Here is a 23377-nt window from a genome sequence, read left to right as displayed (position 1 = left end):
GGTCGCCGGGCGTAGGGCAAGCGAGTAGACTTCGCCAATATCGCATCCAAGGAACTGGAATATGCTGCGCCGTCGCATGCTGATCATGTTGGGCATCGTGCTGCTGATCGTGTTGATTCTGGGGGGCTACAAAGCCTTCTCCATTTATCAGCAGATCCAGATGTTCTCCGCGCCAAAACCGCCCGTCAGCGTGGCGGCGACAGAGGCGCGGGAACTCGCCTGGCAAAGCCGATTGCCCGCCGTGGGCAGCCTGAAGGCGCTGCAAGGGGTCGATCTGAGCCTGGAAACCGAAGGCACGGTGAAAACCCTGCTGTTCGAGTCCGGGCAACAGGTCAAGCGCGGCCAGCCGCTGCTCGAACTGGACAGCGAAGTGGAAAACGCCCTGCTCGGCACCGCCCAGGCCGACCTCGGCCTGGCCAAGGTGGACTACAACCGCGGCGGCCAACTGGTGGGCAGCCAGGCCATCTCCAAAGGTGAATACGACCGCCTGACCGCGCAGTACCTGCGCAACAAGGCCGTGGTCGATCAACTCAAGGCCTCGCTCGCCAAGAAAAGCATCGCCGCGCCGTTCAGCGGCACCATCGGCATCCGCCAGGTGGATGTTGGCGAATACCTGCCCAGCGGCACAGTGATCGCCACGCTGCAGGACTTGAGCAGCCTCTACGTCGACTTCTCGGTGCCCGAGCAGGCCTTGCCGAAGCTCAGCCTGCAACAGCAAGCGCTGATCAGTGTCGCCGCCTTCCCCAACGAGACCTTCACGGCCGCCATTAGCGCCCTCAACCCCAAGGTCGACGACGCCACCCGCAACGTGCAGATCCGCGCCACCCTGGCCAATCCCGACGGCAAGCTGCTGCCAGGCATGTTCGCCAACGTGCAGGTGCTGCTGCCCAATCCGCGCAATGAAGTGGTAGTGCCGCAGAGCGCGATCACCTACACCCTGTACGGCAACTCGGTGTATGTCGCAGTGCCGAAAAAGGCCGAGAATGGTGAGCAGGAGAACGCTGCCGACGGCAAGCCCGCGCTGATCGCCGAACGGCGCTTCGTCACCACTGGCGAGCACCGCGACGGCCTGGTCGTCGTCAGCAAAGGGCTCAAGGTCGGTGAACAGGTTGTCACGGCCGGTCAGCTCAAGCTGACCCAGGGCGCGTCGATTGCCGTCAGCCCCGACAAGACCCAGAAAGCCGACTCGAACAGCCAGCCTGGCACCGACTGAACAAGGAGCCGTCATGGCTTTTACCGATCCGTTCATCCGCCGTCCGGTGCTGGCAACCGTGGTCAGCCTGCTGATCGTGTTGCTCGGCTTCCAGGCCTGGAGCAAGTTGCCCATCCGCCAGTACCCGCAGATGGAAAACGCCCTGATCACGGTGACCACCGCCTACCCCGGGGCCAACGCCGAAACCATCCAGGGCTACATCACCCAGCCCATGCAACAGAGCCTGGCGAGCGCCGAAGGCATCGATTACATGACTTCGGTGAGCCGGCAGAATTTCTCGGTGATCTCGATCTACGCGCGCATCGGCTCGGACAGCGACCGCCTGTTCACCGAGCTGCTGGCCAAGGCCAACGAGGTCAAGAACAAGCTGCCGCAAGACGCCGAAGACCCGGTGCTGAGCAAGGAAGCGGCCGACGCTTCGGCGCTGATGTACATCAGTTTCTACAGCAGCGAACTGAGCAACCCGCAGATCACCGACTACCTGTCGCGGGTCATCCAGCCCAAGCTGGCGACGCTGCCGGGCATGGCCGAAGCGGAAATCCTCGGCAACCAGTTGTTCGCCATGCGCCTGTGGATCGACCCGGTACGCCTTGCCGGCTACGGCCTGAGCGCCAGCGACGTCACCGAGGCGGTGCGCCGCTACAACTTCCTGTCCGCCGCTGGTGAGGTGAAGGGCGAGTACGTTGTCACCAGCATCAACGCCAGCACCGAACTGAAGTCCGCCGAAGCCTTCGCCAACATCCCGCTCAAAACCAGCGGCGACAGCCGGGTGCTGCTCGGCGATGTGGCGCGGGTGGAGATGGGCGCGGAAAACTACGACACGGTCAGCTCTTTCGACGGCACGCCGTCGGTGTACATCGGCATCAAGGCCACGCCAGGCGCCAACCCGCTGGACGTGATCAAGGAAGTGCGCAAGCTGATGCCGGAGCTGGAAAGCCAGTTGCCGCCCAACCTCAAGGCCTCCATCGCCTACGACGCCACCCTGTTCATCCAGGCCTCCATCGACGAAGTGGTCAAGACCCTGATCGAAGCCGTGCTCATCGTCATCGTGGTCGTGTTCCTGTTCCTCGGCGCCCTCCGCTCGGTGCTGATCCCGGTCATCACCATTCCGCTGTCGATGATCGGCGTGCTGTTCTTCATGCAGTTGATGGGCTATTCGCTGAACCTGCTGACCTTGCTGGCCATGGTGCTGGCCATCGGCCTGGTGGTGGACGACGCCATCGTCGTGGTGGAAAACATCCACCGCCATATCGAAGAGGGCAAGACCCCGTTCGACGCGGCGCTGGAAGGTGCGCGGGAAATCGCCATGCCGGTGGTGTCGATGACCATCACCCTGGCGGCGGTCTACGCCCCGATCGGTTTCCTTGAAGGACTCACCGGCGCGCTGTTCAAGGAGTTCGCCCTGACCCTCGCCGGCGCGGTGGTCATCTCCGGCGTCGTGGCCCTGACGCTGTCGCCGATGATGTGCGCCATGCTCCTGCGCCACGAGGAAAACCCGTCTGGCCTGGCGCACCGCCTCGACAAACTCTTCGAACGGCTCAAGCAGCGCTACCAGCGGCTGCTCCACGCCACCCTCGATACCCGCCCGGTGGTGCTGGTGTTCGGCGTCATCGTGCTGTGCCTGATTCCGGTATTCCTCAAGTTCAGCACCTCGGAACTGGCCCCGAACGAGGACCAGGGCATCATCTTCATGATGGCCACTGCACCGCAACCGACCAACCTCGACTACCTGAACAGCTACACCGACGAGTTCACCAAGATCTTCAAGGAGTTTCCGGAGTACTACTCGTCGTTCCAGATCAACGGCTTCAATGGCGTGCAATCGGGGATCGGCGGCTTCCTGCTCAAGCCGTGGGACGACCGCAAGCGCTCGCAGATGGCGTTGTTGCCGGAAGTCCAGGCCAAGCTCAATGGCATCGCCGGCCTGCAGATCTTCGGCTTCAACCTGCCGTCGCTGCCGGGTACGGGCGAGGGCCTGCCTTTCGCCTTCGTGATCAACACGCCGAACGACTATGAATCGCTGCTGGACGTGGCCCAGCGGATCAAGGAGCGCGCCGAGGCCTCAGGCAAGTTCGCCTTCCTCGATATCGACCTGGCCTTCGACAAGCCGGAGGTGGTGGTCGATATCGACCGTGCCAAGGCGGCGCAGATGGGCGTGTCCATGGATGTGCTGGGCAGCACCCTGGCGACATTACTGGGCGAGGCGGAAATCAACCGCTTCACCATCGACGGACGTAGCTACAAGGTGATCGCCCAGGTCGAACGGGCCTACCGCGACAATCCGGACTGGCTGAACAACTACTATGTGAAGAACCAGGCCGGGCAGATGCTGCCGCTGTCGACCCTGATCACCGTCAGCGACCGTGCGCGACCGCGCCAGCTCAACCAGTTCCAGCAACTCAACTCGGCGATTATCCAGGGATTCCCGATGGTCAGCATGGGCGAAGCGCTGGACACCGTGCGCACCATCGCCCAGGAAGAAGCTCCGGCAGGCTTCGCCTTCGACTACAGCGGCGCGGCACGCCAGTTCGTGCAGGAAGGCAGCGCGTTGTGGGTGACCTTCGGCCTGGCGCTGGCGATCATCTTCCTGGTGCTGGCGGCGCAGTTCGAGAGCTTCCGCGATCCACTGGTGATTCTGGTGACCGTGCCGATGTCGATCTGCGGGGCGCTGATTCCGCTGTTCCTGGGGCTGTCGAGCCTGAACATTTACACCCAGGTAGGGCTGGTGACGCTGATCGGGCTGATCAGCAAGCACGGGATCCTGATCGTCGAGTTCGCCAACCAGCTACGCGAACAGAAAGGCCTGACGGCCCGCGAGGCGATCGAGGAAGCAGCGGCGATTCGTTTGCGTCCGGTATTGATGACCACGGCGGCGATGGTCTTCGGCATGGTCCCGCTGATCCTCGCCAGCGGCGCGGGAGCGGTCAGCCGGTTCGATATCGGGACGGTGATTGCGACGGGGATGTCGGTGGGGACGCTGTTTACCCTGTTCGTACTGCCTTGCGTCTACACGCTGCTGGCGCGTAAGGATGAGCCGCGTACCGTCGAGCAGACGGCGTAAATAATAAAGGCCTCATCGCTAGCGATGAGGCCCTCGATATCAACAGGCTTATATCAGCCCTGCCCTCTGAGCCCCTGGCTCATACCAAACAGAAACAGCAGCAGATCATGGTCGGGCTGGGCCTGGACCTGCGGTTTCACCACACGCGGCAATGGACAGTGCTCCGAGACGGAGGAAGCACTGATCACACCCGGGCGAGGCTGCTCCCATGCCGCTACCGCAACGGTCGCGGTAGCCAGGGCAGCCAGGAGAAACAAACTTCGAGCTATTTCTAGTTTCATCACTCTAAACCTTTGACTGCGCTGCCAAACGCCATCTGGTAAAAATAGAGCAGCTTTTGCCAATCGGCATCGTTCCACGACGAATGGCGCCGCAACTGGCGAAGGTCATTGGCAGCGGCCCTGTGCCGGCTGAGACGCCGACGGCATTTTTCCAGGTCCAGCAGTGCGATCTCGGCACGGGCATCAGCGCCCTCGCCCACGACCTTGACGAAGATGTGCTTGGCATACAGACAGCCGTGCTGCCAATGCCCCAGGTGCATGCGCGCCAGGTTGCGCGCCAGGTCTTCCAGTACGCGGTCGTGGAGCTCTTCACCGTAGCGCTCGCGGCCACCACCGGCGTACCAGTTATCGATCTCCTCGAAGCCGTCCAGGGCCTCGCTGACCAGCAGCGCACGCCATTGGCGATCGGCATCGCGCTCGACACCGCAATAGACGATATTCGGTACACGCACGCCCAGTTGCTCGAAACTGTGCAGCGCTTCGTACTCGCGCAACACCGTGGGGCGGCCAAAGGGGTGCAACAGACTGCGGTAGATATGGCCAATCTGGCGTTTGGCATACAGCATGTGCCCGCGGTCATCGTGCAAGCGCTGCACACCGCTCTCGCCGCCACGCCGCTGGTTGGGCTCTTCCACCCACTCGCCCTGCTGTTTCCAGAAATAATCGAACCGATCAGTGCCGGAAGCCCGGCCCGCGTCTGTCACATCCATATTTTTCAACCCTTGCGCAATACATAAACTCGCCACATGGCGTAGAACGGCAGAAAGTCCATTTGTTCTTGAATCCGGAAGCCGGCAGCCTTGAACTCCTCCTCGACCGTAGCAGCAGGTAACACAAAGCGATTCTGGTAACTTCCAGTCTCACCTGTGGCCCCGCGACGCGCTTCGAGTTTTTTTCGACGCCATGCCTTGATATTGCCGTCCACCCATAGCGAAACAATCACGCTATCACGGCTAACTCTTTGAAATTCCTTGAGAATTGTCATCCTGTGAGCAGCTTCACCAATGTGGTGGAACAGCCGCATGCAGAAAATACTGTCTACCGCGTTGTCGGGCAGATCGATTGCGAAAGCTGAGGTCTGCAAGGGTCGTACCCGTTTAACCACTTCAGCCGGTTGCGAGCGACACGCGGTCTCCAGCATGGCCGCGGAATTGTCGGCCCCGATGATCACGCGGTTGGCCTTTTCTGCCAGCAGCGGCCAGAAGCGTCCGGCACCAGAGGGCAGGTCCAGCACCAGTCCCGGCTCTCCCGCCAGCATCAGGGCGCGTCGGGCCAGTTGCTCATCACGCTGGTGCGACAGGCGACGGGCAAAGCTGGCCTGGTGCTTCTCGTAGTATTGCTGGGCGTGGGTCTGATCGTACTTTTCGGAAAAATCGAGCTTGATAGGACTGGACATGGCACATCTCCTGACTGCAATGAGCGCCACGTTACGCGGGGCAACGTTGCCGTCAGGTCATGTGCGTGTGAAAAAAATGTCAGGTAAATCCTCAAGCTTTACAAAGTATTACCTGGATCCAAAACGGACTCAGGCGTCAGGTGCCACTCCCCTGTCACCCAGGTTCACATGGAAACGGCAGCCGTGGGGCTGGGTTGCGCTAAGGCTGACCACCCAGCCCTGATCGTCACAAATACGCTGAACCAGTGACAAACCCAGGCCAAGACCATCGCCACGCTTCTCGCCGCCGCGCACGAACGGCTGGAACATCGCCTCGCGCTGCTCCTCGGGAATCCCCACGCCGCTGTCCTCGACCATGAAGCTGTCCACGTCCAGTGTCAGGCGGATAAAACCTGAGTCGGTGTAATGCGCAGCATTGCGCAGCAGGTTGCCCATCACCGATTGCAGGAACGTCGCGTTGTAGAGCTGCGGCGAGACCGCATTGACCACAAGGCTCAGCGAGAGGCCCTTCTGCTCGATGGTGTCGCGCCACACGCCAATCAGTTCATCGCCGACTTCCTTGAGGGTCGTCCGCGAAGCGACAGCGCCTTCATCGCGCTGGGCGCGGGCGAGCATCAGGAAGGTCTTGACCAGTTCCTGCATCTCTTCGGTGGCGCGGGCAATCCGCTCTACCTGAGAGCGAGCACGGTCATTGAGACCGGGGTATTCCATCAACAGTTCGCAGGAGCTGGCCAGGACCATCAACGGCGTACGCAGTTCATGGCTGACGTCGCTGGTAAACAGCCGCTCGCGGGTCAGCGCATCGCGCAAGCGACCCAGCGTGGCATCGAAGGCCACGGCCAACTGCCCCACTTCGTCGGCGGCATAATCCGGTGCCAAGGGCGGCGCCAGGCCGAGCAACTGGTCACGATGGCGAACCTGCCGCGCCAGACGAATAACCGGCGCCATCACCCGCCGCGCCAGCACCCAACCGAGGAACACCGCCAGCGCCAGACTGAGGACAAACCCCACTACCACCACGGCGAACAGCACCCGCTCGCGCTCTTCGAAATCGCTCTGGTCCTGCAACAGCACATAGCGCCGGCCATCCACCACCTCGACCATGGCGTGGTACGACAGGTGCTCGCGGAACACTTCGTGGAAACCGGGATTCAGGTGCTTCAGGTCCGGCGGCAGGGCGAAGTCATCGCGCCCGCCACTGTAATAGAACAACTGGTCGGGCCGCGGCCGGTGGCTCCACTCACTGACGTTGTCCATCAGCAGCAAGCGCTGCAAGTCGCCCCCCAGCACGGTGGAGATCAGGCGCTCTTCCACCAAGTGTACTGTCGCGACAATACCGAACGCGAACGCGCCCGCCACCAGCGCGCTCATCAACGCGAAGGCGATGATGATCCGCTGGGCAAGGCTTTGCTTAAACTCCATCACGGCCCTCGGCCAGCCGGTAGCCGACGCCGTGGACGGTGTGCAGCAGCGGTTTGTCGAACGGTTTGTCGATGACCTGACGCAATTGGTGGACGTGGCTGCGCAGGCTGTCGCTGTCCGGGCAATCATCGCCCCACAGGGCCTCTTCCAGCACCTCGCGACGCAGCACATGCGGGCTCTTCTGCATCAGCACCGCCAGCAACTTCAAGCCTACCGGGTTGAGTTTGAGCAGGCGGCCCTGGCGGGTAACCTCCAGGGTGTCGAGGTCATAGCTCAGCTCGCCCACCTGCAGACTGCGCCGTCCGCCGCCCTGGGCACGGCGCAGCACCGCTTCGATGCGCGCGGCCAGCTCGGAAAGGGCGAAAGGCTTGAGCAGGTAATCGTCGGCGCCGGAGCGGAAGCCTTGCAGGCGGTCGTCGAGTTGGTCGCGGGCGGTGAGCATGATCACCGGCGTGTCGCGGCGGGCATCCTCGCGCAGGCGTTTGCACAAGGTGTAGCCGTCGATGCCGGGGAGCATGATGTCCAGCACGATCAAGTCGTAGTGTTCGGTCGCGGCCAGGTGCAGGCCCGACAGTCCATCCTGTGCGCAATCGACCGTATAGCCCTTGAGGCCCAGGTAATCGGCCAGGTTGGCCAGGATATCGCGGTTATCTTCAACCAGTAGTATGCGCATGGCGTCCTCTCGTTTCTGTTGCTGTGGCCGTCTGGCTGGCGCAGCTTACGGTCATAGTAGACAAGCCGCTAGGCCAACCGGCCGATATTGTCACCTGACGTTTTTTTCACGGTGGATTCACAAACAAGGCATGCGCCGGGATGGAGAATCGCCGGTCGTCTTCCCTCACCGCCTGGACTCGTCATGCCCCCACAACCCGATTTCGTTCCCTCGCGCCCACTCAATCCCTGGCTGGCCCTGGGCATTCCACTGCTGGTCGCGGTGGTGCTCGTCCTGCTCGAACTGACCGATGTCGACATGGTGCTGGCCCGGATGGCGTTCGATCCAGCCGCTGGCCAGTTCATTGGCAGGCACAGTTACTTTCTCGAAGACATCCTGCATGACCGCGCCAAACAGTTGGTCATCGTCTTTGGCGTACTGGCGATCGCCGGGTTTGCCGCCAGTTTCGCGGTTGAACGGCTGAAACCTGTGCGCCGGGAGTTGGGCTGCCTGGTCCTGGCCATGGGCCTTTCGACGGCCTTCGTCACGCCGCTCAAAGCGGTGACTGCCGTGCAGTGCCCGTGGAGCCTGAGCCAGTTCGGCGGTAATGAAACCTACAGCAAGTTGCTCGAAGCCCGGCCTGAAACCAACAAACCAGGGCGTTGCTGGCCCGGCGGTCATGCGGCGACCGGTTTTACCCTGTTCGCGCTGTTCTTCGTCCTGCGTGATCGTCGCCCGCGCCTGGCGAAAGTGGCTCTGGGGGTGGCCTTTGGTCTCGGCACGCTGTTCTCCATCGGGCGGATGTTGCAGGGAGCGCACTTCTTTTCGCACAACATCTGGACTGCAGTGTTTTGCTGGTTGATTGCGCTGGGTTGTTATTACCTGGTGCTGTATCGCCGGCATGCCCCGGCCAGGGCCAGCGATGCTGTGGTGCAGGCCAACTGATTCATTTACGGCAGGTATAAAAAAGCCCCGCACTAGGCGGGGCTCTTTTGGATGCAGCGGGTGAGGCTGGCTTACATCATGCCGCCCATACCACCCATACCGCCCATGCCACCCATGTCAGGCATGCCGCCGCCAGCACCGGCTTCAACTGGAGCGTCAGCAATCATGGCTTCGGTGGTGATCATCAGGCCGCCGATCGAAGCTGCAGCTTGCAGCGCCGAGCGAGTGACCTTGGCTGGGTCAAGGATGCCCATCTCGATCATGTCGCCGTATTCGCCGGTAGCAGCGTTGTAACCGAAGTTACCCGAACCCTGCTTGACCTTGTCGGCCACAACGCTTGGCTCGTCGCCGGCGTTGGCAGTGATCTGACGCAGCGGCGCTTCAACAGCGCGACGCAGCAGAGCGATACCGACGTTCTGGTCTTCGTTGTCGCCCTTCAGGTCGACAATGGCGGACAGGGCACGTACCAAGGCAACACCACCGCCAGGTACAACGCCTTCTTCGACGGCTGCACGGGTAGCGTGCAGGGCGTCTTCAACGCGGGCTTTCTTCTCTTTCATTTCAACTTCGGTGCCGGCACCGACCTTGATCACGGCAACACCGCCAGCCAGTTTGGCCAGACGCTCTTGCAGCTTCTCACGGTCGTAGTCCGAGGAAGTCTCTTCGATCTGGGCGCGGATCTGCTTAACGCGAGCCTGGATGTCGTCTTCAACGCCAGCACCGTCGATGATGGTGGTGTTTTCTTTCGACAGGGTGACGCGCTTGGCGTTGCCCAGGTGCTCGAGGGTAGCGGATTCCAGGCTCAGGCCGATTTCTTCGGAGATCACGGTACCGCCGGTCAGGACAGCGATGTCCTGCAGCATGGCTTTGCGGCGGTCGCCGAAGCCAGGTGCCTTGACAGCCGCAACCTTGACGATGCCGCGCATGTTGTTGACTACCAGGGTAGCCAGCGCTTCGCCTTCGACGTCTTCAGCCACGATCAGCAGCGGACGGCCGGATTTGGCAACGGCTTCCAGAACTGGCAGCAGTTCGCGGATGTTGGAGATCTTCTTGTCGACCAGCAGCAGCAGCGGGCCTTCCAGCTCGGCAACCATGGTGTCCGGCTTGTTGATGAAGTACGGGGACAGGTAGCCACGGTCGAACTGCATGCCTTCTACGACAGACAGTTCGTTTTCCAGGCCCGAGCCTTCTTCAACGGTGATGACGCCTTCTTTACCGACCTTTTCCATGGCTTCGGCGATGATGTCACCGATGGAGTTGTCGGAGTTGGCGGAGATGGTGCCTACCTGGGCGATGGCCTTGGAATCGGCGCATGGCTTGGCCAGGTTTTTCAGCTCGGCGACGACAGCGGCGGTGGCCTTGTCGATACCGCGCTTCAGGTCCATCGGGTTCATGCCGGCAGCGACGGCTTTCAGGCCTTCGTTGACGATGGCTTGAGCCAGAACGGTAGCGGTGGTGGTGCCGTCACCGGCAGCATCGTTGGCCTTGGAAGCAACTTCCTTGACCAACTGGGCGCCCATGTTCTCGAAGGCGTCTTTCAGCTCGATTTCTTTGGCGACGGAAACGCCGTCCTTGGTGATGGTCGGAGCGCCGAAGCTCTTGGCCAGAACCACGTTACGGCCTTTCGGGCCCAGGGTCGCTTTTACTGCGTCAGCCAGAACGTTGACACCAACAAGCATTTTCTTGCGGGCGGAATCGCCGAATTTTACTTCTTTAGCAGCCATGATCGTTTAATCCTTGAATACTTTGGAGTAACGGAAAACCAGCGGAATCAAGCTTCGATAACAGCGAGGATTTCGTTCTCGCTCATTACCAGCAGGTCTTCGCCGTCAACTTTCACAGTGTTGCTGCCCGAGTAAGGGCCGAAAACCACTTTGTCACCCACTTTCACGGCCAGCGCACGCACTTCACCGTTGTCCAGGATGCGACCGGTGCCGACGGCGACGATTTCGCCGCGGTTTGGCTTTTCAGCAGCCGAGCCTGGCAGAACGATACCGCCAGCGGTTTTCGATTCTTCTTCGCTGCGGCGGATAACGACGCGGTCATGCAGAGGACGAAGCTTCATTGTCGATCTCTCCTGATAGTGGTTTTCATCGGCCGGTATCAATACCGGCGGGTTGATGCTTCCGGCGTTGCCGGTCGTGACTCGCGGGGCGGGTCACGGTTGTCTTTGTCTGGTGCGGATGCCCAGAAACCTTGCGGTGACCCATACATAAGGTCGGCCAAGGCGATTACAAGGCTCACAAAGGAATTTTTTTGCTATGAGCCGGGCGGAATGAAAAACGGCCCACTCGGGGCCGTTTCTTTTGCGCGCAAGCGTGAATCACTTGTCGCGGTGTTCGTACTCGCCTTCGATCACGTTCGGCTCGCGCGGCACACGGCCTTGTGGACCGGGCCGGGCACCCTCGAACGGATCATCGGCGAACGCTCGCTGGCGCATCGCCTGGGCTTCTGCACGGCTGCGCAGTTTGCTGACGAACAAGCGACGAACGAACGGCAGCATCAGGAGCAGGCCGACCACATCGGAGATGAACCCCGGGATCAACAGCAGGCCGCCGGCCAGGGCCAGCATCAAGCCATGAAACATGTCCTCGGCGGGCAGTTCGCCGCGCTGCAGGCTTTCACGCGCACGCAACGCCGTGGCCAGCCCGGCCACGCGCACCACCAGCACACCCAGCGCAGAACCTGCGAAGATCAGCAGCAGCGCCGGGAAGAAGCCGATGGAGCTGCTCACCTTGAAAAAGACGTACAGCTCAAGGATCGGGAAAATCAGGAAAAGCAGTAGAAAAGCACGCATCGAGGGTTCCTCTGCGGAAGACATCCTTCCAATAAGACCTCAAATGGTAACTTCAGCTCGAAATTTCAAGCCTCGGCCTGCTGCACCTGTGGCCACTGCTCGGCGTGAGCCAGTGAAACCAAGGCTTCGCGCACTTGTGTCGGATTGTTGCAAGGCTCCGCAAAGGCCAGCCAGTGAAGGCCCTGACCGATGCGCAGGTGCATCCCCTCGCTGTCGATACCGGCCAACTGCGCAGGCACGGTGTCCGGCAAACCGCTCAGGGCAACGTAGTGGGCGATAGCGTTAGTGTGGTCGCTGTTCATGTGTTCGACCATGCTCAGTTCCGCCTTGCCGGCGAACGGATTGGCGAGCGTGAGCTGATCGATCCAGTGAATGGCGCCGAAACCGCCGATATAGCGATGGCGCACCGGCTGCAGCACCCAGAAATCGAAATCGTGGGCACTGTGGTAATTGCGCGATTCTGGGAAGTAGCGGTAATAGCGCTCGGCTGCGGCCTCGATGGCCTCCGGCTGTTCCAGCTTGTGCGCCTCGGCCAGCACGGTCAGACGACCTACCGCCTGCACGTCTTCAGCACCGCGCTCACCCACCAGCAGCGAACACTTGGGATCTTTCTGCAGGTTGTGAGTGTGCTGGGCGATCCGGCTGATCAGGATCAGCGGGTTGCCGTCGGCGTCCAGGCAATACGGCACCACGGAGCCGAAAGGAAAGCCGGGCATCGACTTGGAATGGGTCGAGAGCACCCCACGGTACTCTTTGAGCAGCAGTTCTCGGGCTTGCCTTGCAGCGTTGGCGCTCACGTCTGGACTCCTGGGTAAAACGGGCCGCCCGGCACGGGCGGTGATGGCGACAAGCTAATCATTATCACCGCGCAATGCCAAGGGGCCAGCTTGGTCGGGTTTACCAGGTCACGCCGAAGCCTGCGGTGTAGCGGGTCTTGTCCAGGTCGCTGTCATTGGTGCCGCTGATGATGTCTTTCTCGGCCTTGAGGTTGAGCGATGCCCACTCGGTGACCTTGTAGCGCAGGCCCACTTCGGCATCCAGGCTGTAGTCGGCGACGTTGCCCAGTGGTTTGCCCACTTCGCCGTTGGTGAACACCTCGATGGTCTTGCCGATCAGGTAGCGGTTGTAATCCCACTTCACGCCGACGGAATAGAAGTTGTCCTTGCCGCCGTCGGAGTATTCGTAATCGGTGCGGTTGAGCAGCGAGCCGAGGGAGAAGGCGCCCAGTTCGTCATCCCAGAACTGGTAGCCCGGACCGGTACCGACGGTGCGCTGACGGGTGAGGTCTTCGACATGGTCGCGCTTGTAGTTCAGGCGGCCTTGCCAGAACCACTTGTCGGTGATGAAGCGGTCGAGTGCGTACTCGGCGCTCCAGTTGTTGGTGGTGGTGACGTCGTCCTTGCTGTCGCGGTTGTATTCGCCTTCGGCATTGTGCCGCCAGCGGCCGTGACGCGCGGTGGTCTTGAAGTCGACGTCGTAGTCGTCGGTGTTGGACTCGGCGCGTTTGTAATCCAGCGCCAGGTCGACATTGCCCTTCCATACCAGGTCTTCGACCACGGGCTTGGGCTTCATGATCTGCTGGATGCTCGCCAGTTCCACGGTCTTCGGCGCCTCGCCGTTGGCCAGGATCACCTTGCCCGCATCGGCTGCTTGCAGCGACTTGGCGCGCTCACCGTTGTACTCGTCCTGCTTGACCAGCAGCTCCTGGTCACTTTCCAGGGTCTTGACCTGCTTCCAGTCCAGCGGGATCGAGCCACCATAAGGTGTTTCCAGCAACAGCTTGCCGCCGTCGAACACCTTGATCTTGCCGCTCAGGCGGTCACCGTTCTTCATCCAGACGGTATCGGCTACAGCCGGCGCGCAAACGCCGACCAATGCAAGGCACAACAAGGTTCTAGAATACATAGGCAATACGGACATTAAGGTTCGCGAAAAAAGTGGGGCATTATCCAGATGCTCAGCCCCCGAGCAAGGACAGACCTGACCAATGCCAATGAGTTCAATTGCCAAGTGTTTCCACCACCCCCGTGCCAGGCAGGTTCGTGCACGATGAAAGCCTCAGCCGACGTGACCCAGCAGCGCGCCGAAGACCGACGGACGGCGCTCTATATGGTGTTGGGCCAGGTGCCAGAGGGCAAAGTCGTCAGCTATGGCGAGCTGGCTGATCTGGCGGGTCTGGGCCGCGCTGCACGTTGGGTTGGCCGCACCCTGAGCCAGTTGCCCCCCGACACCCGCCTGCCCTGGCATCGGGTGCTGGGCGCCGGTGGTCGCTTGAGCCTGGCCCAGGGCACCCCCTCCGGGGATGAACAACGGGCGCGATTGCGCGCCGAAGGTGTCAGCCTGCGCAATAATCGCGTCGATATGTCGCGCCATGGCTGGCGTCCGATGGATCACAACAGTTAGAGTGCGCGCTTTGTGTTCGTAATCTTGAGGCAGATGTTGGCCCATGCCCCGTAAAACCTGGCGCGCTGCGCTTGCTGCCTATGCCAGCCCGTCGACCGTGGTGCTCCTGCTGCTCGGCTTCGCCGCCGGCCTGCCTTATATGCTGGTGTTCTCGACGCTGTCGGTCTGGTTGCGCGAAGCCGGAGTCGCTCGCGAAACCATTGGCTACGCCAGCCTGATCGGCCTGGCCTACGCATTCAAATGGGTGTGGTCCCCGCTGCTCGACCAATGGCGCCTGCCATTGCTCGGCAAGTTGGGCCGACGCCGCTCCTGGCTGGTCCTGTCGCAGATACTGGTGGTGATCGGCCTGGTCGGCATGGGCTTCTGCGATCCGCAAAAACACCTGTCCTGGTTGATCGCCCTCGCGGTGCTGGTGGCGTTCGCCTCGGCCACCCAGGACATCGCCGTCGACGCCTACCGCCTGGAGATCGCCGACGACCAGCGCCAGGCCGCCCTCGCTGCCAGCTACATGGCCGGCTACCGGGTCGCCGCCCTGCTCGCCACCGCCGGCGCGCTGTTCTTCGCCGAGTGGTTTGGCTCCACCGGTTTCAGCTACATGCACAAGGCCTGGACCGGCACCTACGTGCTGTTCGGCGTGATGATGCTGCCGGCGTTGCTCACCTCGCTGTTGATGCGCGAACCCCCGGTATCGCTGCGCACCCAGTTGCAGGCGGCCCGCTACGGTTTCAGCCATCAATTGATTTCGGTATTCGTGCTGATCGTGCTGCTGGTGTCCGTGCCGGCCATGTTCACCCAGCTCTACAACACCGACTTCGCCAGCGTGCTGTTCGAAGGCGTCAGCCTGCTCGACCTGCTGCTGGAAGACCGCGCCTTCCTGCGCGCCATCCTCTACATCACCCTCACCTGCCTGTGCCTCTCGGCCATGGGCCGCCGCGGCCTGGCACCGGTGCTGACCCCGGTCAACGACTTCATCCAGCGCTACCGCTGGCAGGCCCTGCTGCTGCTCGGGCTGATCGCGACCTACCGGATGTCCGACACGGTGATGGGCGTGATGGCCAACGTGTTCTACATCGACCAGGGCTTCACCAAGGACCAGATCGCCAGCGTCAGCAAGATCTTCGGTTTGATCATGACCCTGGTCGGCGCTGGTTTCGGCGGGCTGTTGATCGTGCGCTTCGGCATCCTGCCGATCCTGTTCATCGGCGGCGCGGCCTCGGCGGCGACCAACATCCTGTTCCTGATGCTGGCCGACATGGGCCCCAACCTGCAGATGCTGGTGGTGACCATTTCCCTCGACAACTTCAGCTCGGGCCTGGCCACGTCGGCGTTCGTCGCCTACCTGTCGAGCCTGACCAACCTGAAGTTCTCCGCCACCCAGTACGCGCTGCTCAGTTCCATCATGCTGCTGCTGCCGCGTCTGATTGGTGGCTACTCAGGCGTGATGGTGGAGAAGTACGGCTATCACGACTTCTTCCTGATTACCGCGCTGCTGGGCGTACCGACGCTGATCCTGATCGCCCTGCACTGGCATCAGGAGCTGCGCCGCGGCAAGCAGGAGCCGGAGCAACCCGGCAATGGCCAGGTCGGCGAGCAACAGCAGCCCTGAATCAGGGCTGCACCGCCAGCGTCCCGCGTCCTTCCCTCAGCACCACCCACAATGGCCATAGCGCCAGCACCCCTGACAGCCCCGCTGCCAGGGCGAATGCCAGCAGGCCGGCACCGGCCCCGAGCATCGCCATCAACGCCCCGCCAAAGCCGAGCAGAGCGATGGTGATCATCCCCAGCATGGCCGACACCAGCCCCTTGCTCTGTTCGCTGCTGAACAGGGTCATGCGGTACAGCACCGCATTGGCCACGCCCAGCCCCAACGCGTAGACGGACAGCCCGACCACCAGGCTCGGCACGCTCGGATAAATCCAGGTCGCCAGCACCGCCGCCAGCAGCCCCGCCAGGAACGGCCACAGCGCGCCGCGCACCAGGGTGGTCAGCGGATAGCGATCGGCGATCCGATTGATGATCAGGTTCCCGAGGATCAGCCCGCCGAACACCGGCAGTTGCCACAGTGCGTACTGCATCGTGCTGAGGCCCTCGTCGTGGATCAGCAACACCGGCGACAAGCCGATCCAGCCAATCAGCGGCAGGCCGATCAGGCCCAGCGCCGCGCTGCCGGCGACGAAGCGTCGGTTACCGAGCAACTGGCCATAGCCGGCCAGGAGCGGTAACAGGTGAATGGGCTGGAACTCCAGGCGGGTGCCGTCGCGGCGCTCCACCCCCAGGGTTTCCGGCATGAAGCGGTACAGGGCGAACCAGGCCAGTACGGCAGCGCCGCCAAACAGCACGAACAGCCAGCGCCAGGACACCCACTCCAGCATCAGCGTGCCCACCAACGGCCCGAGCAACGGCGACAACAGGGCGATGTTCGCCAGCAACGCCATCATCCGTACCGCGTCGGCTTCGCTGAACGCTTCGTTCAAGGCCGGATAGCTGACGGTGACCACGAAGCCCAGGCCAATGCCCTGCAACAGGCGCAGCAGGTTGAACACTTCGATCCCGTCGACCCAGAAGGTCGCCAGGCACGCGAGGCAGAAGAACGCGCAGCCGCCCAACAACAACGGACGCCGGCCATAGCGGTCGGCCAGCGGGCCGATCAGCCATTGCAACAGCACGCCACCAAGCAGGTACAGGTTCAGCGCATGGGGGATGAATTCGGGGCTGGCCTGCAGGTCTGTCACCACCTGCGGCATGGCCGGCATCACTACGTCACTGGCGAGGTAGGTGAGGAGTTCGAACAGCGCCAGGGTCATGGCGAAGCAGAAGGCCCTGAACGGGGTGATCTTGAGAAGCGGTGTCATGATTCGGCCAGCATTGGATATCAGACCGGCCTGTATGCCAGAAAAGCCCGGGCGCCGGTAGCGAGAAGAGGTGAAGAAGTGTAATACCCGGCCACAAACGACATCGCCGGCACATGCCCCGGAGAGGCATGTGCCGGCGATGGCTGCAACGGCTGCGCTTACGGCGTTGCGACTTCCTGCACCACGCGGATCACGCGTTGCGGAAAGGGAATGTCGATACCCTCGCTTTTCAGACGATCACGCGCACGTTCGTTGAGCATGAACATCACATCCCAGTAGTCGCCGGTGTTGACCCAGATACGCAGGGAAATGGTGATGGCGCTGTCGCCGAGGGTCGCGACCACCGCCTGCGGCGCCGGATCCGCATGCACCCGCGGGTCGTTCTTGGCCAGGTCGAGCAGGACGTTGCGGGCCTTTTGCAGGTCCGCCTCGTAGTCGACACCGACATCGAACACCACCTTGCGGGTTGGCTGGCGGTTGTAGTTGGTGATGATGCCGTTGGACAGATTGCCGTTGGGCACGATCACCGTCTTGTTGTCGCCAGTACGCAGCACGGTGTGGAAGATCTGGATGCTGTCGACGGTACCGCTGACACCCTGCGCCTCGATCCAGTCGCCCAGGCGGAACGGACGGAACAGCAGAATCAGCACACCGCCGGCGAAGTTCGCCAGGCTGCCTTGCAGGGCCAGGCCGATAGCCAGGCCGGCAGCACCGATGGCGGCGACGAAGGACGTGGTCTCAACGCCGATCATCGAGGCAACGCTGATGAACAGCAGCACCTTGAGGATGATGTTGGCCAGGGTGCTGATAAAGCCTTGCAGCGCCTGGTCACCATTGCGGATCGCCACCAGGCGACCCAGCTTCGCGGTCACCTTGTTGATCAGCCACCAACCCACCGCCAAAGTGATCAACGCCAGCAGCAAACGGCTGCCGTATTCCATGATCAACGGGACCCAGGTTTGCGAAGTCCTGACCAGTTGATCGACCTCAGCGTTCAAATCCATTCTTTTCTCCTAGCCGTGCGGCAAAAATCTGAAAATATCGCGCCGCAAACGTTTCAGCGCTACAGGAACCTCGGACGCCATCAAAATGCCAAGGTTCCCGCAAGCAGGCTGTCAGTCGCGGAAATTGTTGAACTGCAGCGGCATGCCGAACTCTTTGGCACGCAGGGCCGCGATGGCTTCCTGCAGGTCGTCGCGCTTCTTGCCGGTCACGCGGATCTGCTCGCCCTGGATGGCGGCCTGAACCTTGAGTTTGGCGTCCTTGATATGCGCAACGATTTTCTTCGCCAGCTCTTTATCGATGCCCTCTTTGAACACCGCGTCCTGCTTGGTCACCTTGCCCGACGCGTAGAGTTCCTTGATTTCCAGGCATTGCACGTCGATCTTGCGCTTGACCAGGGCCATGCGCAGGATTTCGACCATTGCCTCGAGCTGGAACTCGGCTTCGGCGGTCAGGGTGACGGTCTGGTCCTTTTCCTTGAACTCGAAGCTGCCCTTGCCCTTGAGGTCGTAGCGGCGATCCAGTTCCTTGACGGCGTTTTCCACGGCGTTGGTGACTTCGTGCTTGTCCAGTTCCGATACCACGTCGAACGACGGCATATCTTTCTCCAAAAAATAAAGGCGCGCTGGCGCCCCTGTGAGGGGAGCGCGATGGAGCGCACCGGGTTTGACGGTTAAAATGCGGGCTCATTATAAACGCTTGGGAAACGCTGATGAGCAGCACCTGGCATATTCTCGGCGCCGGCAGCCTCGGTAGCCTCTGGGCTTGCCGCCTGGCGCGGGCGGGCAAACCGGTCCGGTTGATTCTGCGCGACGCACAACGGCTGCACGCCTACGAGGCGACAGGCGGCCTGACGCTGGTCGAGCAAGGACAACCGCGGACCTTCCCCATCCCAGCGGAAATCACCACCGCCCCCGGGCCGATGAGCCGACTGCTGGTGGCCTGCAAGGCCTACGACGCGGAAAAGGCCGTCGCCAGCATCGCCCATCGTCTGACGGCGGATGCCGAAATCATCCTGCTGCAAAACGGCCTGGGCAGCCAGGACGAAGTCGCCGCCCGCGTGCCGCTTGCCCGCTGCATCTTCGCCTCCAGCACCGAAGGCGCCTTTCGCGAGCACGACTGGCAGGTGAATTTTGCCGGGCATGGCTTCAACTGGTTGGGCGACCCGGCCAACCCGTTGCCGCCAAACTGGCTTGATGACTTGAGCGACGCTGGCATCCCCCACCAGTGGACGCCCGATATCCTCACCCGGCTGTGGCGCAAGCTGGCGCTCAATTGCGCGATCAACCCGCTGACCGTGCTCCACGATTGCCGCAACGGTGGCCTGACCGAGCACCACTGCGAGGTCGCGACGCTGTGCGCGGAGCTGACCGAGCTGTTGCAGGTCTGCGGTCAGCCGCAGGCTGCCGAAAACCTGGCTACGGAAGTCGAACGGGTCATCCAGGCCACCGCCGCCAACTACTCTTCGATGTACCAGGACGTTCGAAACCGGCGCCGCACCGAGATCCACTACCTGCTCGGCCACGCCTGCCGCACCGCCACCCGCCACGGACACACCCTGGCGCACCTGGAACGGCTCTACCGGCGCCTGGTCGAACACCTGAACAACCACGGATTGCCCAGCGACTGAGGGCAGCGTTACCCTGCCCTTCCCACCACAGGACCACGCCTTCCCCATGCCCTTGCGCGAACGCCTGGAAAACCTGCCGGTCGGCCAGAAACTGCTGGCCGCCCTGCTGGTGTTGCTGATCACCATCCTGCTGGTGGCCAACCTGACCTTTATCAGCGCCGCCTACTGGATCTCCCAGGAAGCCATGGCGCCACAGGCCCTGCAAACGATCGGCCGACTAGTCTCCACTCCACAGATCGCCCAGCAGGCCACCGACTCTCCCGAAGCCGCCAACAAGCTGCTGCAGGAGCTCGACACCTACTCGCCACTGCGCGCCGCGGCGCTGTACGGTTCCGATGGCAAGCTGCTGGCGCAGTTGCAGCACGGCGAGCCGATCGCCCTGCCCAAGCGCTACCGCAATATCGAAGGCTGGCGCCTGACCGAATTCCGCAGCACCCAACTGGTCAGCCTGGGCCGCCCCGGCAGTCCGCCGGGCCATTTATTGCTGGTAGCCAGCAGCGAACTGCCGATGGCCTTCTATACCGGGACCCTCACCGCCAGCCTGGGCATCCTCGTCTTCAGCGTGCTGCTATGGATGATCATCGCCCGGCAGATCAAGCGCCTGATCACCCAGCCGATCTATCAACTCGAACAGCTCTCGCGCCAGGTGACCCGGGAAGAGAACTACGCCCTGCGCGCCAGCCCTGGCAACCACGATGAAATCGGCAGCCTGGCCGAAGCGTTCAACACCATGCTGTCGCGCATCGAAGCACGCGAGCAGCAACTCAAGCGCGCCCGCGACGAGTTCCAGCACGCCTTCGACCAGGCTCAAGGGCTGGCCGAGGAAACCCGCCACACCAACCGCAAGCTGGAGCTGGAAGTCCAGGTGCGCAGCAAGATCGAACGCAAGCTCACCGGCTTCCAGAACTACCTCAACAGCATCATCGACTCCATGCCCTCGGCGCTGATCGCCCTCGATGAACAGCTCTACGTCACCCAATGGAACCAGGAGGCCAGCGCCCTTTCCGGGACGCCGCTGGACGAAGCCCTGAACCAGCCGATCTTCCTTGCCTTCGAACCGCTCAAGCCGTTTCTGCCGCAGCTCAAGGAGAGCGTCGAGAAGCACCGGGTGGCGAAGATCGAGCGCGTGACCTGGACCAAAGACGACGACGCTCGCCACTACGCCCTGACCTTCTATCCGCTGATGGGCGGCGGTGGCCGTGGCGTGGTGATCCGTATCGACGACATCACCCAGCGCCTGTCACTGGAAGAAATGATGGTGCAGTCGGAAAAAATGCTCTCGGTCGGCGGCCTCGCGGCGGGCATGGCCCACGAAATCAACAACCCGCTGGGCGCCATCTTGCACAATGTGCAGAACATTCGCCGGCGCCTGTCCCCGGAACTGCCGAAAAACCTCGAACAGGCCAACGAGACCGGCATCGACCTGGCCACCGTCACCCGTTACCTGGAAGGTCGCCAAGTGCCGCAACTGCTCGACGGCATCCAGCAGGCCGGTGCCCGCGCGGCGAAGATCGTCACCCACATGCTCAGCTTCAGTCGGCGTAGCAACCGTCAAATGGCGCCCTGCGACCTGCCGGCCTTGATCGACCAGGCCGTGGAGATCGCCGGAAACGACTTCGACCTGACCATCGGCTTCGACTTCAAGGGCCAGGCCATCGTCCGCCAGTTCGACCCCGACCTCGGCCCGGTGCCCGGCACCGCCAACGAACTGGAACAGGTGCTGCTCAACCTGCTGAAAAACGCCGCCCAGGCCATTCACCTGCGCGAAGACGACCGCGAGCCCGGACGGATTACCCTGCGCACCCGGCTGAACCCGCCGTGGGCGGAAATCCAGGTCGAGGACAACGGCGTCGGCATGCCCGAAGCGGTGCGCAAACGCACCTTCGAGCCATTCTTCACCACCAAGGAAATCGGCCAGGGCACGGGCCTCGGCCTGTCGGTGTCGTATTTCATCATCACCAACAACCACAAGGGCCAGATGGAAGTGCAGTCGGCGCCGGGCCAAGGCACCTGCTTCACCCTGCGCCTGCCGCTGGCCGCCAGCCTCGCGCCGCTCCCGGCGCCTAACAAACTGGAGTCATGAACCATGGGCTTTCGCCTGTCGAAGATCTACACCCGCACCGGCGACAAGGGCGAAACCGGCCTCGGTGACGGCCGCCGCGTGCCCAAGGACCATCCGCGCATCGAAGCCATCGGCGAAGTCGATACTCTGAACAGTCAACTGGGGCTGCTGTTGGCCGGTCTGGCGGAACAGGGACTGGAAGAAGTGATCGAGGTGCTGGCGCCCTGTCAGCATCGCTTGTTCGACCTTGGCGGCGAATTGGCGATGCCCAGCTATCAGGCGCTGAACGCCGTTGAAGTGGAGCGGCTGGAAGCGGCCATTGATCGCTGGAACGAAGAACTGGGTCCGCTGGAAAACTTCATCCTGCCCGGCGGCTCGGCGCTGGTGGCCCAGGCCCATGTCTGCCGCAGTCTGGCCCGCAGCGCCGAGCGGCGCTGCCAGCAGCTCAATGCGATCGAGCCGCTGGCGGGTGTCGGGCTGGCTTACATCAATCGGTTGTCCGATCTGCTGTTTGTCGCGGCACGCCTGATCGGGCGGCGTCAGGGTATCGGCGAAGTGCTTTGGCAGGCCTCGGCGAAACCCTGAGCCAAGGCCCATCGCGAGCAAGCTCGCTCCTACGGTTGCGCCGATTGCCGGGGCACTGGACCGTCGCGAAGGGCTGCAAAGCAGCCCCAATGGATTCGACTCAGACCTCGGGCCAGAACGCCCGGATCCCCGCCACACCTTGTGCACCAACCCGCCAGGCGCGCTCGCGCTCGGCGGCGCCCACGCCACCCAGCAGGAAGACCGGCCGGTTGAAGCCTTCGATCAGTTGCTGTGCTGCATCCCAACCCAATGGCTGTGCCTCTGGATGAGTCTGGGTGGCCTGCACCGGTGACAAGGTGACGAAATCCACGCCCATCTGCTCAGCCAGGGCCAGTTCTTCGGCGTTATGGCAGGACGCGGCCAGCCAGCGCTCCTTGGGGAACGGACGGCCATTGGCGGCGTACTTGCGCAACTGCTCGGAGGTCAGGTGCCAGCCGGCCGACGGGAAATCGCCCAGCCATTCCAGGGGGCCCTTGAGCATCAGTTGCGCCTTGCCCGCACAGAGTCCGGCCGCGTCCACCGCAACATCGCGGTACTTGGGGTCGTACATGTTCGGCGCACGCAGTTGCACCAGCTTGATCCCGCCGGCGATGGCCTTCTGGATACCGCGCAGCATCTGCGGGACTTCCAGGTCATCCGGCGTGATCAGGTACTCGCCAGGCAAACGCGCAGCGGCGACGATCGGCCGGTTGGCCTCGGGGAATTCGTATTGCGCTAGTTCCTTCGGCGACACCCAGGCCAGCGGTTGGCCTTCGGCGCCATGGGGTTCACCCGTGAAACCGCTGACGTCCCAGACATCCAGCAAGATCTGTTTATCCGGGTAGTCATGCTTGATCTTGATCAGTGGCCGCGCTGCGGTCACTTCGATGCCCAGCTCTTCGCGCAGCTCGCGCGCCAGGGCCGCATCCACGGTTTCGCCGTCTTCAACCTTGCCTCCGGGGAACTCCCAGAGACCGCCTTGATGCTGGGTCTTGTCGCGACGGGCGATGAGGAGTTGCCCGTCCGCACCGCGGATGACCGCGGCTGCTACATGAATTCGTTTCAACGTTCACTCTCCGCCAGAAATCCACACTTGG

At 62.3% G+C, this 23377-nt stretch carries 22 protein-coding genes; 8 read left to right on the top strand and 14 right to left on the bottom strand.

Annotation, left to right across the window (positions count from 1 at the left end):
* Positions 1-61 precede the first annotated feature (61 nt).
* Positions 62-1213, top strand: a complete 1152-nt coding sequence (locus HWV67_RS17750) for an efflux RND transporter periplasmic adaptor subunit (protein ID WP_175652170.1) — start codon at positions 62-64, stop codon at positions 1211-1213.
* Positions 1214-1226: 13 nt separating this feature from the next.
* A complete protein-coding gene (locus HWV67_RS17745; RefSeq protein ID WP_175652169.1) occupies positions 1227-4274 on the top strand; it encodes a multidrug efflux RND transporter permease subunit in 3048 nt (1015 codons plus the stop codon).
* Between the two features lie 53 nt (positions 4275-4327).
* Here the strand turns inward: HWV67_RS17745 and HWV67_RS31775 are convergent, their stop codons facing one another.
* The 5 genes from HWV67_RS31775 to colR all read right to left on the bottom strand — a co-directional run bounded on the left by HWV67_RS31775 (position 4328) and on the right by colR (position 8046).
* The gene (locus HWV67_RS31775; protein WP_256680147.1) at positions 4328-4555 is read right to left on the bottom strand and encodes a hypothetical protein; all 228 of its coding nucleotides are present in this window, start codon (positions 4553-4555) and stop codon (positions 4328-4330) included.
* Positions 4555-5265 (bottom strand): lipopolysaccharide kinase InaA family protein, encoded by a 711-nt coding sequence (locus tag HWV67_RS17740; RefSeq protein ID WP_175652168.1) that lies wholly within the window; start codon positions 5263-5265, stop codon positions 4555-4557. Before HWV67_RS17740 ends, HWV67_RS31775 begins: the two co-directional genes overlap by 1 nt.
* A gap of 5 nt (positions 5266-5270) precedes the next feature.
* Entirely contained in the window at positions 5271-5951 is a 681-nt protein-coding gene (locus HWV67_RS17735; protein ID WP_110973128.1) for a class I SAM-dependent methyltransferase, read from the bottom strand.
* A 129-nt stretch (positions 5952-6080) separates the two neighbouring features.
* On the bottom strand, positions 6081-7373 hold the full coding sequence (locus tag HWV67_RS17730; RefSeq protein WP_175652167.1) for a sensor histidine kinase: 1293 nt from the start codon (positions 7371-7373) through the stop codon (positions 6081-6083).
* Entirely contained in the window at positions 7363-8046 is a 684-nt protein-coding gene (gene colR, locus HWV67_RS17725; RefSeq protein WP_175652166.1) for a two-component system response regulator ColR, read from the bottom strand. The genes HWV67_RS17730 and colR overlap by 11 nt, the downstream gene beginning before the upstream one ends.
* A 183-nt stretch (positions 8047-8229) precedes the next feature.
* Between colR and HWV67_RS17720 the strand changes: the two genes are divergently transcribed.
* Positions 8230-8970, top strand: coding sequence for a phosphatase PAP2 family protein (locus tag HWV67_RS17720; protein ID WP_175652165.1), 741 nt, complete (start codon positions 8230-8232; stop codon positions 8968-8970).
* 71 nt (positions 8971-9041) lie between these two features.
* On the opposite strand, the gene groL is transcribed toward HWV67_RS17720, so the two are convergent.
* From groL to HWV67_RS17695, 5 genes are all read right to left on the bottom strand, one after another.
* Positions 9042-10694 carry a chaperonin GroEL gene (groL, locus tag HWV67_RS17715; RefSeq protein ID WP_110969753.1) on the bottom strand — a complete coding sequence of 551 codons (1653 nt, stop codon included), beginning with the start codon at positions 10692-10694 and terminating at the stop codon, positions 9042-9044.
* Between the two features lie 47 nt (positions 10695-10741).
* Positions 10742-11035, bottom strand: coding sequence for a co-chaperone GroES (locus HWV67_RS17710; protein WP_095154713.1), 294 nt, complete (start codon positions 11033-11035; stop codon positions 10742-10744).
* A 258-nt stretch (positions 11036-11293) separates the two neighbouring features.
* The gene (locus tag HWV67_RS17705; RefSeq protein ID WP_095154712.1) at positions 11294-11767 is read right to left on the bottom strand and encodes an FxsA family protein; all 474 of its coding nucleotides are present in this window, start codon (positions 11765-11767) and stop codon (positions 11294-11296) included.
* Positions 11768-11832: 65 nt separating this feature from the next.
* Positions 11833-12564 (bottom strand): HugZ family pyridoxamine 5'-phosphate oxidase, encoded by a 732-nt coding sequence (locus HWV67_RS17700; protein ID WP_175652164.1) that lies wholly within the window; start codon positions 12562-12564, stop codon positions 11833-11835.
* Positions 12565-12664: 100 nt separating this feature from the next.
* Positions 12665-13672, bottom strand: a complete 1008-nt coding sequence (locus tag HWV67_RS17695) for a DUF481 domain-containing protein (protein WP_175652163.1) — start codon at positions 13670-13672, stop codon at positions 12665-12667.
* Positions 13673-13816: 144 nt separating this feature from the next.
* Between HWV67_RS17695 and HWV67_RS17690 the strand changes: the two genes are divergently transcribed.
* Together HWV67_RS17690 and HWV67_RS17685 are read left to right on the top strand one after the other, a co-directional pair.
* The gene (locus HWV67_RS17690; RefSeq protein ID WP_095154706.1) at positions 13817-14170 is read left to right on the top strand and encodes an MGMT family protein; all 354 of its coding nucleotides are present in this window, start codon (positions 13817-13819) and stop codon (positions 14168-14170) included.
* A 43-nt stretch (positions 14171-14213) separates the two neighbouring features.
* On the top strand, positions 14214-15776 hold the full coding sequence (locus HWV67_RS17685) for an AmpG family muropeptide MFS transporter (RefSeq protein ID WP_110969748.1): 1563 nt from the start codon (positions 14214-14216) through the stop codon (positions 15774-15776).
* Position 15777: 1 nt separating this feature from the next.
* Here HWV67_RS17685 and HWV67_RS17680 read toward each other — a convergent pair whose 3' ends face one another.
* The 3 genes from HWV67_RS17680 to HWV67_RS17670 form a co-directional block, all read right to left on the bottom strand.
* Positions 15778-17022: an MFS transporter gene (locus HWV67_RS17680; protein WP_095154701.1), complete on the bottom strand. Its 1245-nt coding sequence runs from the start codon at positions 17020-17022 to the stop codon at positions 15778-15780.
* A gap of 158 nt (positions 17023-17180) precedes the next feature.
* Positions 17181-18026 carry a mechanosensitive ion channel family protein gene (locus tag HWV67_RS17675; protein ID WP_175652162.1) on the bottom strand — a complete coding sequence of 282 codons (846 nt, stop codon included), beginning with the start codon at positions 18024-18026 and terminating at the stop codon, positions 17181-17183.
* 111 nt (positions 18027-18137) lie between these two features.
* Positions 18138-18623, bottom strand: coding sequence for a YajQ family cyclic di-GMP-binding protein (locus tag HWV67_RS17670; protein ID WP_175652161.1), 486 nt, complete (start codon positions 18621-18623; stop codon positions 18138-18140).
* A 113-nt stretch (positions 18624-18736) separates the two neighbouring features.
* Between HWV67_RS17670 and HWV67_RS17665 the strand changes: the two genes are divergently transcribed.
* Genes HWV67_RS17665 through HWV67_RS17655 form a run of 3 tightly spaced genes read left to right on the top strand, consistent with a single transcriptional unit; the run spans position 18737 to position 22301 of the window.
* Positions 18737-19654, top strand: coding sequence for a putative 2-dehydropantoate 2-reductase (locus HWV67_RS17665; protein ID WP_175652160.1), 918 nt, complete (start codon positions 18737-18739; stop codon positions 19652-19654).
* Between the two features lie 46 nt (positions 19655-19700).
* Positions 19701-21737, top strand: a complete 2037-nt coding sequence (locus HWV67_RS17660) for a sensor histidine kinase (protein ID WP_175652159.1) — start codon at positions 19701-19703, stop codon at positions 21735-21737.
* Between the two features lie 3 nt (positions 21738-21740).
* Positions 21741-22301, top strand: a complete 561-nt coding sequence (locus HWV67_RS17655) for a cob(I)yrinic acid a,c-diamide adenosyltransferase (protein ID WP_095154689.1) — start codon at positions 21741-21743, stop codon at positions 22299-22301.
* A gap of 100 nt (positions 22302-22401) precedes the next feature.
* Here the strand turns inward: HWV67_RS17655 and HWV67_RS17650 are convergent, their stop codons facing one another.
* Positions 22402-23346 (bottom strand): Nudix family hydrolase, encoded by a 945-nt coding sequence (locus HWV67_RS17650; RefSeq protein ID WP_175652158.1) that lies wholly within the window; start codon positions 23344-23346, stop codon positions 22402-22404.
* Positions 23347-23377 lie beyond the last annotated feature (31 nt).

It is taken from the genome of Pseudomonas sp. Marseille-P9899 (assembly GCF_903166565.1).
Taxonomy (GTDB): domain Bacteria; phylum Pseudomonadota; class Gammaproteobacteria; order Pseudomonadales; family Pseudomonadaceae; genus Aquipseudomonas; species Aquipseudomonas huaxiensis.
The sequence above is the reverse complement of the archived record's forward strand: the minus strand, read 5'-3'. Positions and strand labels throughout refer to the sequence as shown.

What these genes read in the sequence shown, in the direction of transcription:
- HWV67_RS17750 (WP_175652170.1), top strand. Translation starts at nt 62, where the DNA reads ATGCTGCGCCGTCGCATGCTGATCATGTTGGGCATCGTGCTGCTGATC.
- HWV67_RS17745 (WP_175652169.1), top strand. Translation starts at nt 1,227, where the DNA reads ATGGCTTTTACCGATCCGTTCATCCGCCGTCCGGTGCTGGCAACCGTG.
- HWV67_RS31775 (WP_256680147.1), bottom strand. Translation starts at nt 4,555, where the DNA reads ATGAAACTAGAAATAGCTCGAAGTTTGTTTCTCCTGGCTGCCCTGGCT.
- HWV67_RS17740 (WP_175652168.1), bottom strand. Translation starts at nt 5,265, where the DNA reads ATGGATGTGACAGACGCGGGCCGGGCTTCCGGCACTGATCGGTTCGAT.
- HWV67_RS17735 (WP_110973128.1), bottom strand. Translation starts at nt 5,951, where the DNA reads ATGTCCAGTCCTATCAAGCTCGATTTTTCCGAAAAGTACGATCAGACC.
- HWV67_RS17730 (WP_175652167.1), bottom strand. Translation starts at nt 7,373, where the DNA reads ATGGAGTTTAAGCAAAGCCTTGCCCAGCGGATCATCATCGCCTTCGCG.
- colR (WP_175652166.1), bottom strand. Translation starts at nt 8,046, where the DNA reads ATGCGCATACTACTGGTTGAAGATAACCGCGATATCCTGGCCAACCTG.
- HWV67_RS17720 (WP_175652165.1), top strand. Translation starts at nt 8,230, where the DNA reads ATGCCCCCACAACCCGATTTCGTTCCCTCGCGCCCACTCAATCCCTGG.
- groL (WP_110969753.1), bottom strand. Translation starts at nt 10,694, where the DNA reads ATGGCTGCTAAAGAAGTAAAATTCGGCGATTCCGCCCGCAAGAAAATG.
- HWV67_RS17710 (WP_095154713.1), bottom strand. Translation starts at nt 11,035, where the DNA reads ATGAAGCTTCGTCCTCTGCATGACCGCGTCGTTATCCGCCGCAGCGAA.
- HWV67_RS17705 (WP_095154712.1), bottom strand. Translation starts at nt 11,767, where the DNA reads ATGCGTGCTTTTCTACTGCTTTTCCTGATTTTCCCGATCCTTGAGCTG.
- HWV67_RS17695 (WP_175652163.1), bottom strand. Translation starts at nt 13,672, where the DNA reads ATGTATTCTAGAACCTTGTTGTGCCTTGCATTGGTCGGCGTTTGCGCG.
- HWV67_RS17690 (WP_095154706.1), top strand. Translation starts at nt 13,817, where the DNA reads ATGAAAGCCTCAGCCGACGTGACCCAGCAGCGCGCCGAAGACCGACGG.
- HWV67_RS17685 (WP_110969748.1), top strand. Translation starts at nt 14,214, where the DNA reads ATGCCCCGTAAAACCTGGCGCGCTGCGCTTGCTGCCTATGCCAGCCCG.
- HWV67_RS17680 (WP_095154701.1), bottom strand. Translation starts at nt 17,022, where the DNA reads ATGACACCGCTTCTCAAGATCACCCCGTTCAGGGCCTTCTGCTTCGCC.
- HWV67_RS17675 (WP_175652162.1), bottom strand. Translation starts at nt 18,026, where the DNA reads ATGGATTTGAACGCTGAGGTCGATCAACTGGTCAGGACTTCGCAAACC.
- HWV67_RS17670 (WP_175652161.1), bottom strand. Translation starts at nt 18,623, where the DNA reads ATGCCGTCGTTCGACGTGGTATCGGAACTGGACAAGCACGAAGTCACC.
- HWV67_RS17665 (WP_175652160.1), top strand. Translation starts at nt 18,737, where the DNA reads ATGAGCAGCACCTGGCATATTCTCGGCGCCGGCAGCCTCGGTAGCCTC.
- HWV67_RS17660 (WP_175652159.1), top strand. Translation starts at nt 19,701, where the DNA reads ATGCCCTTGCGCGAACGCCTGGAAAACCTGCCGGTCGGCCAGAAACTG.
- HWV67_RS17655 (WP_095154689.1), top strand. Translation starts at nt 21,741, where the DNA reads ATGGGCTTTCGCCTGTCGAAGATCTACACCCGCACCGGCGACAAGGGC.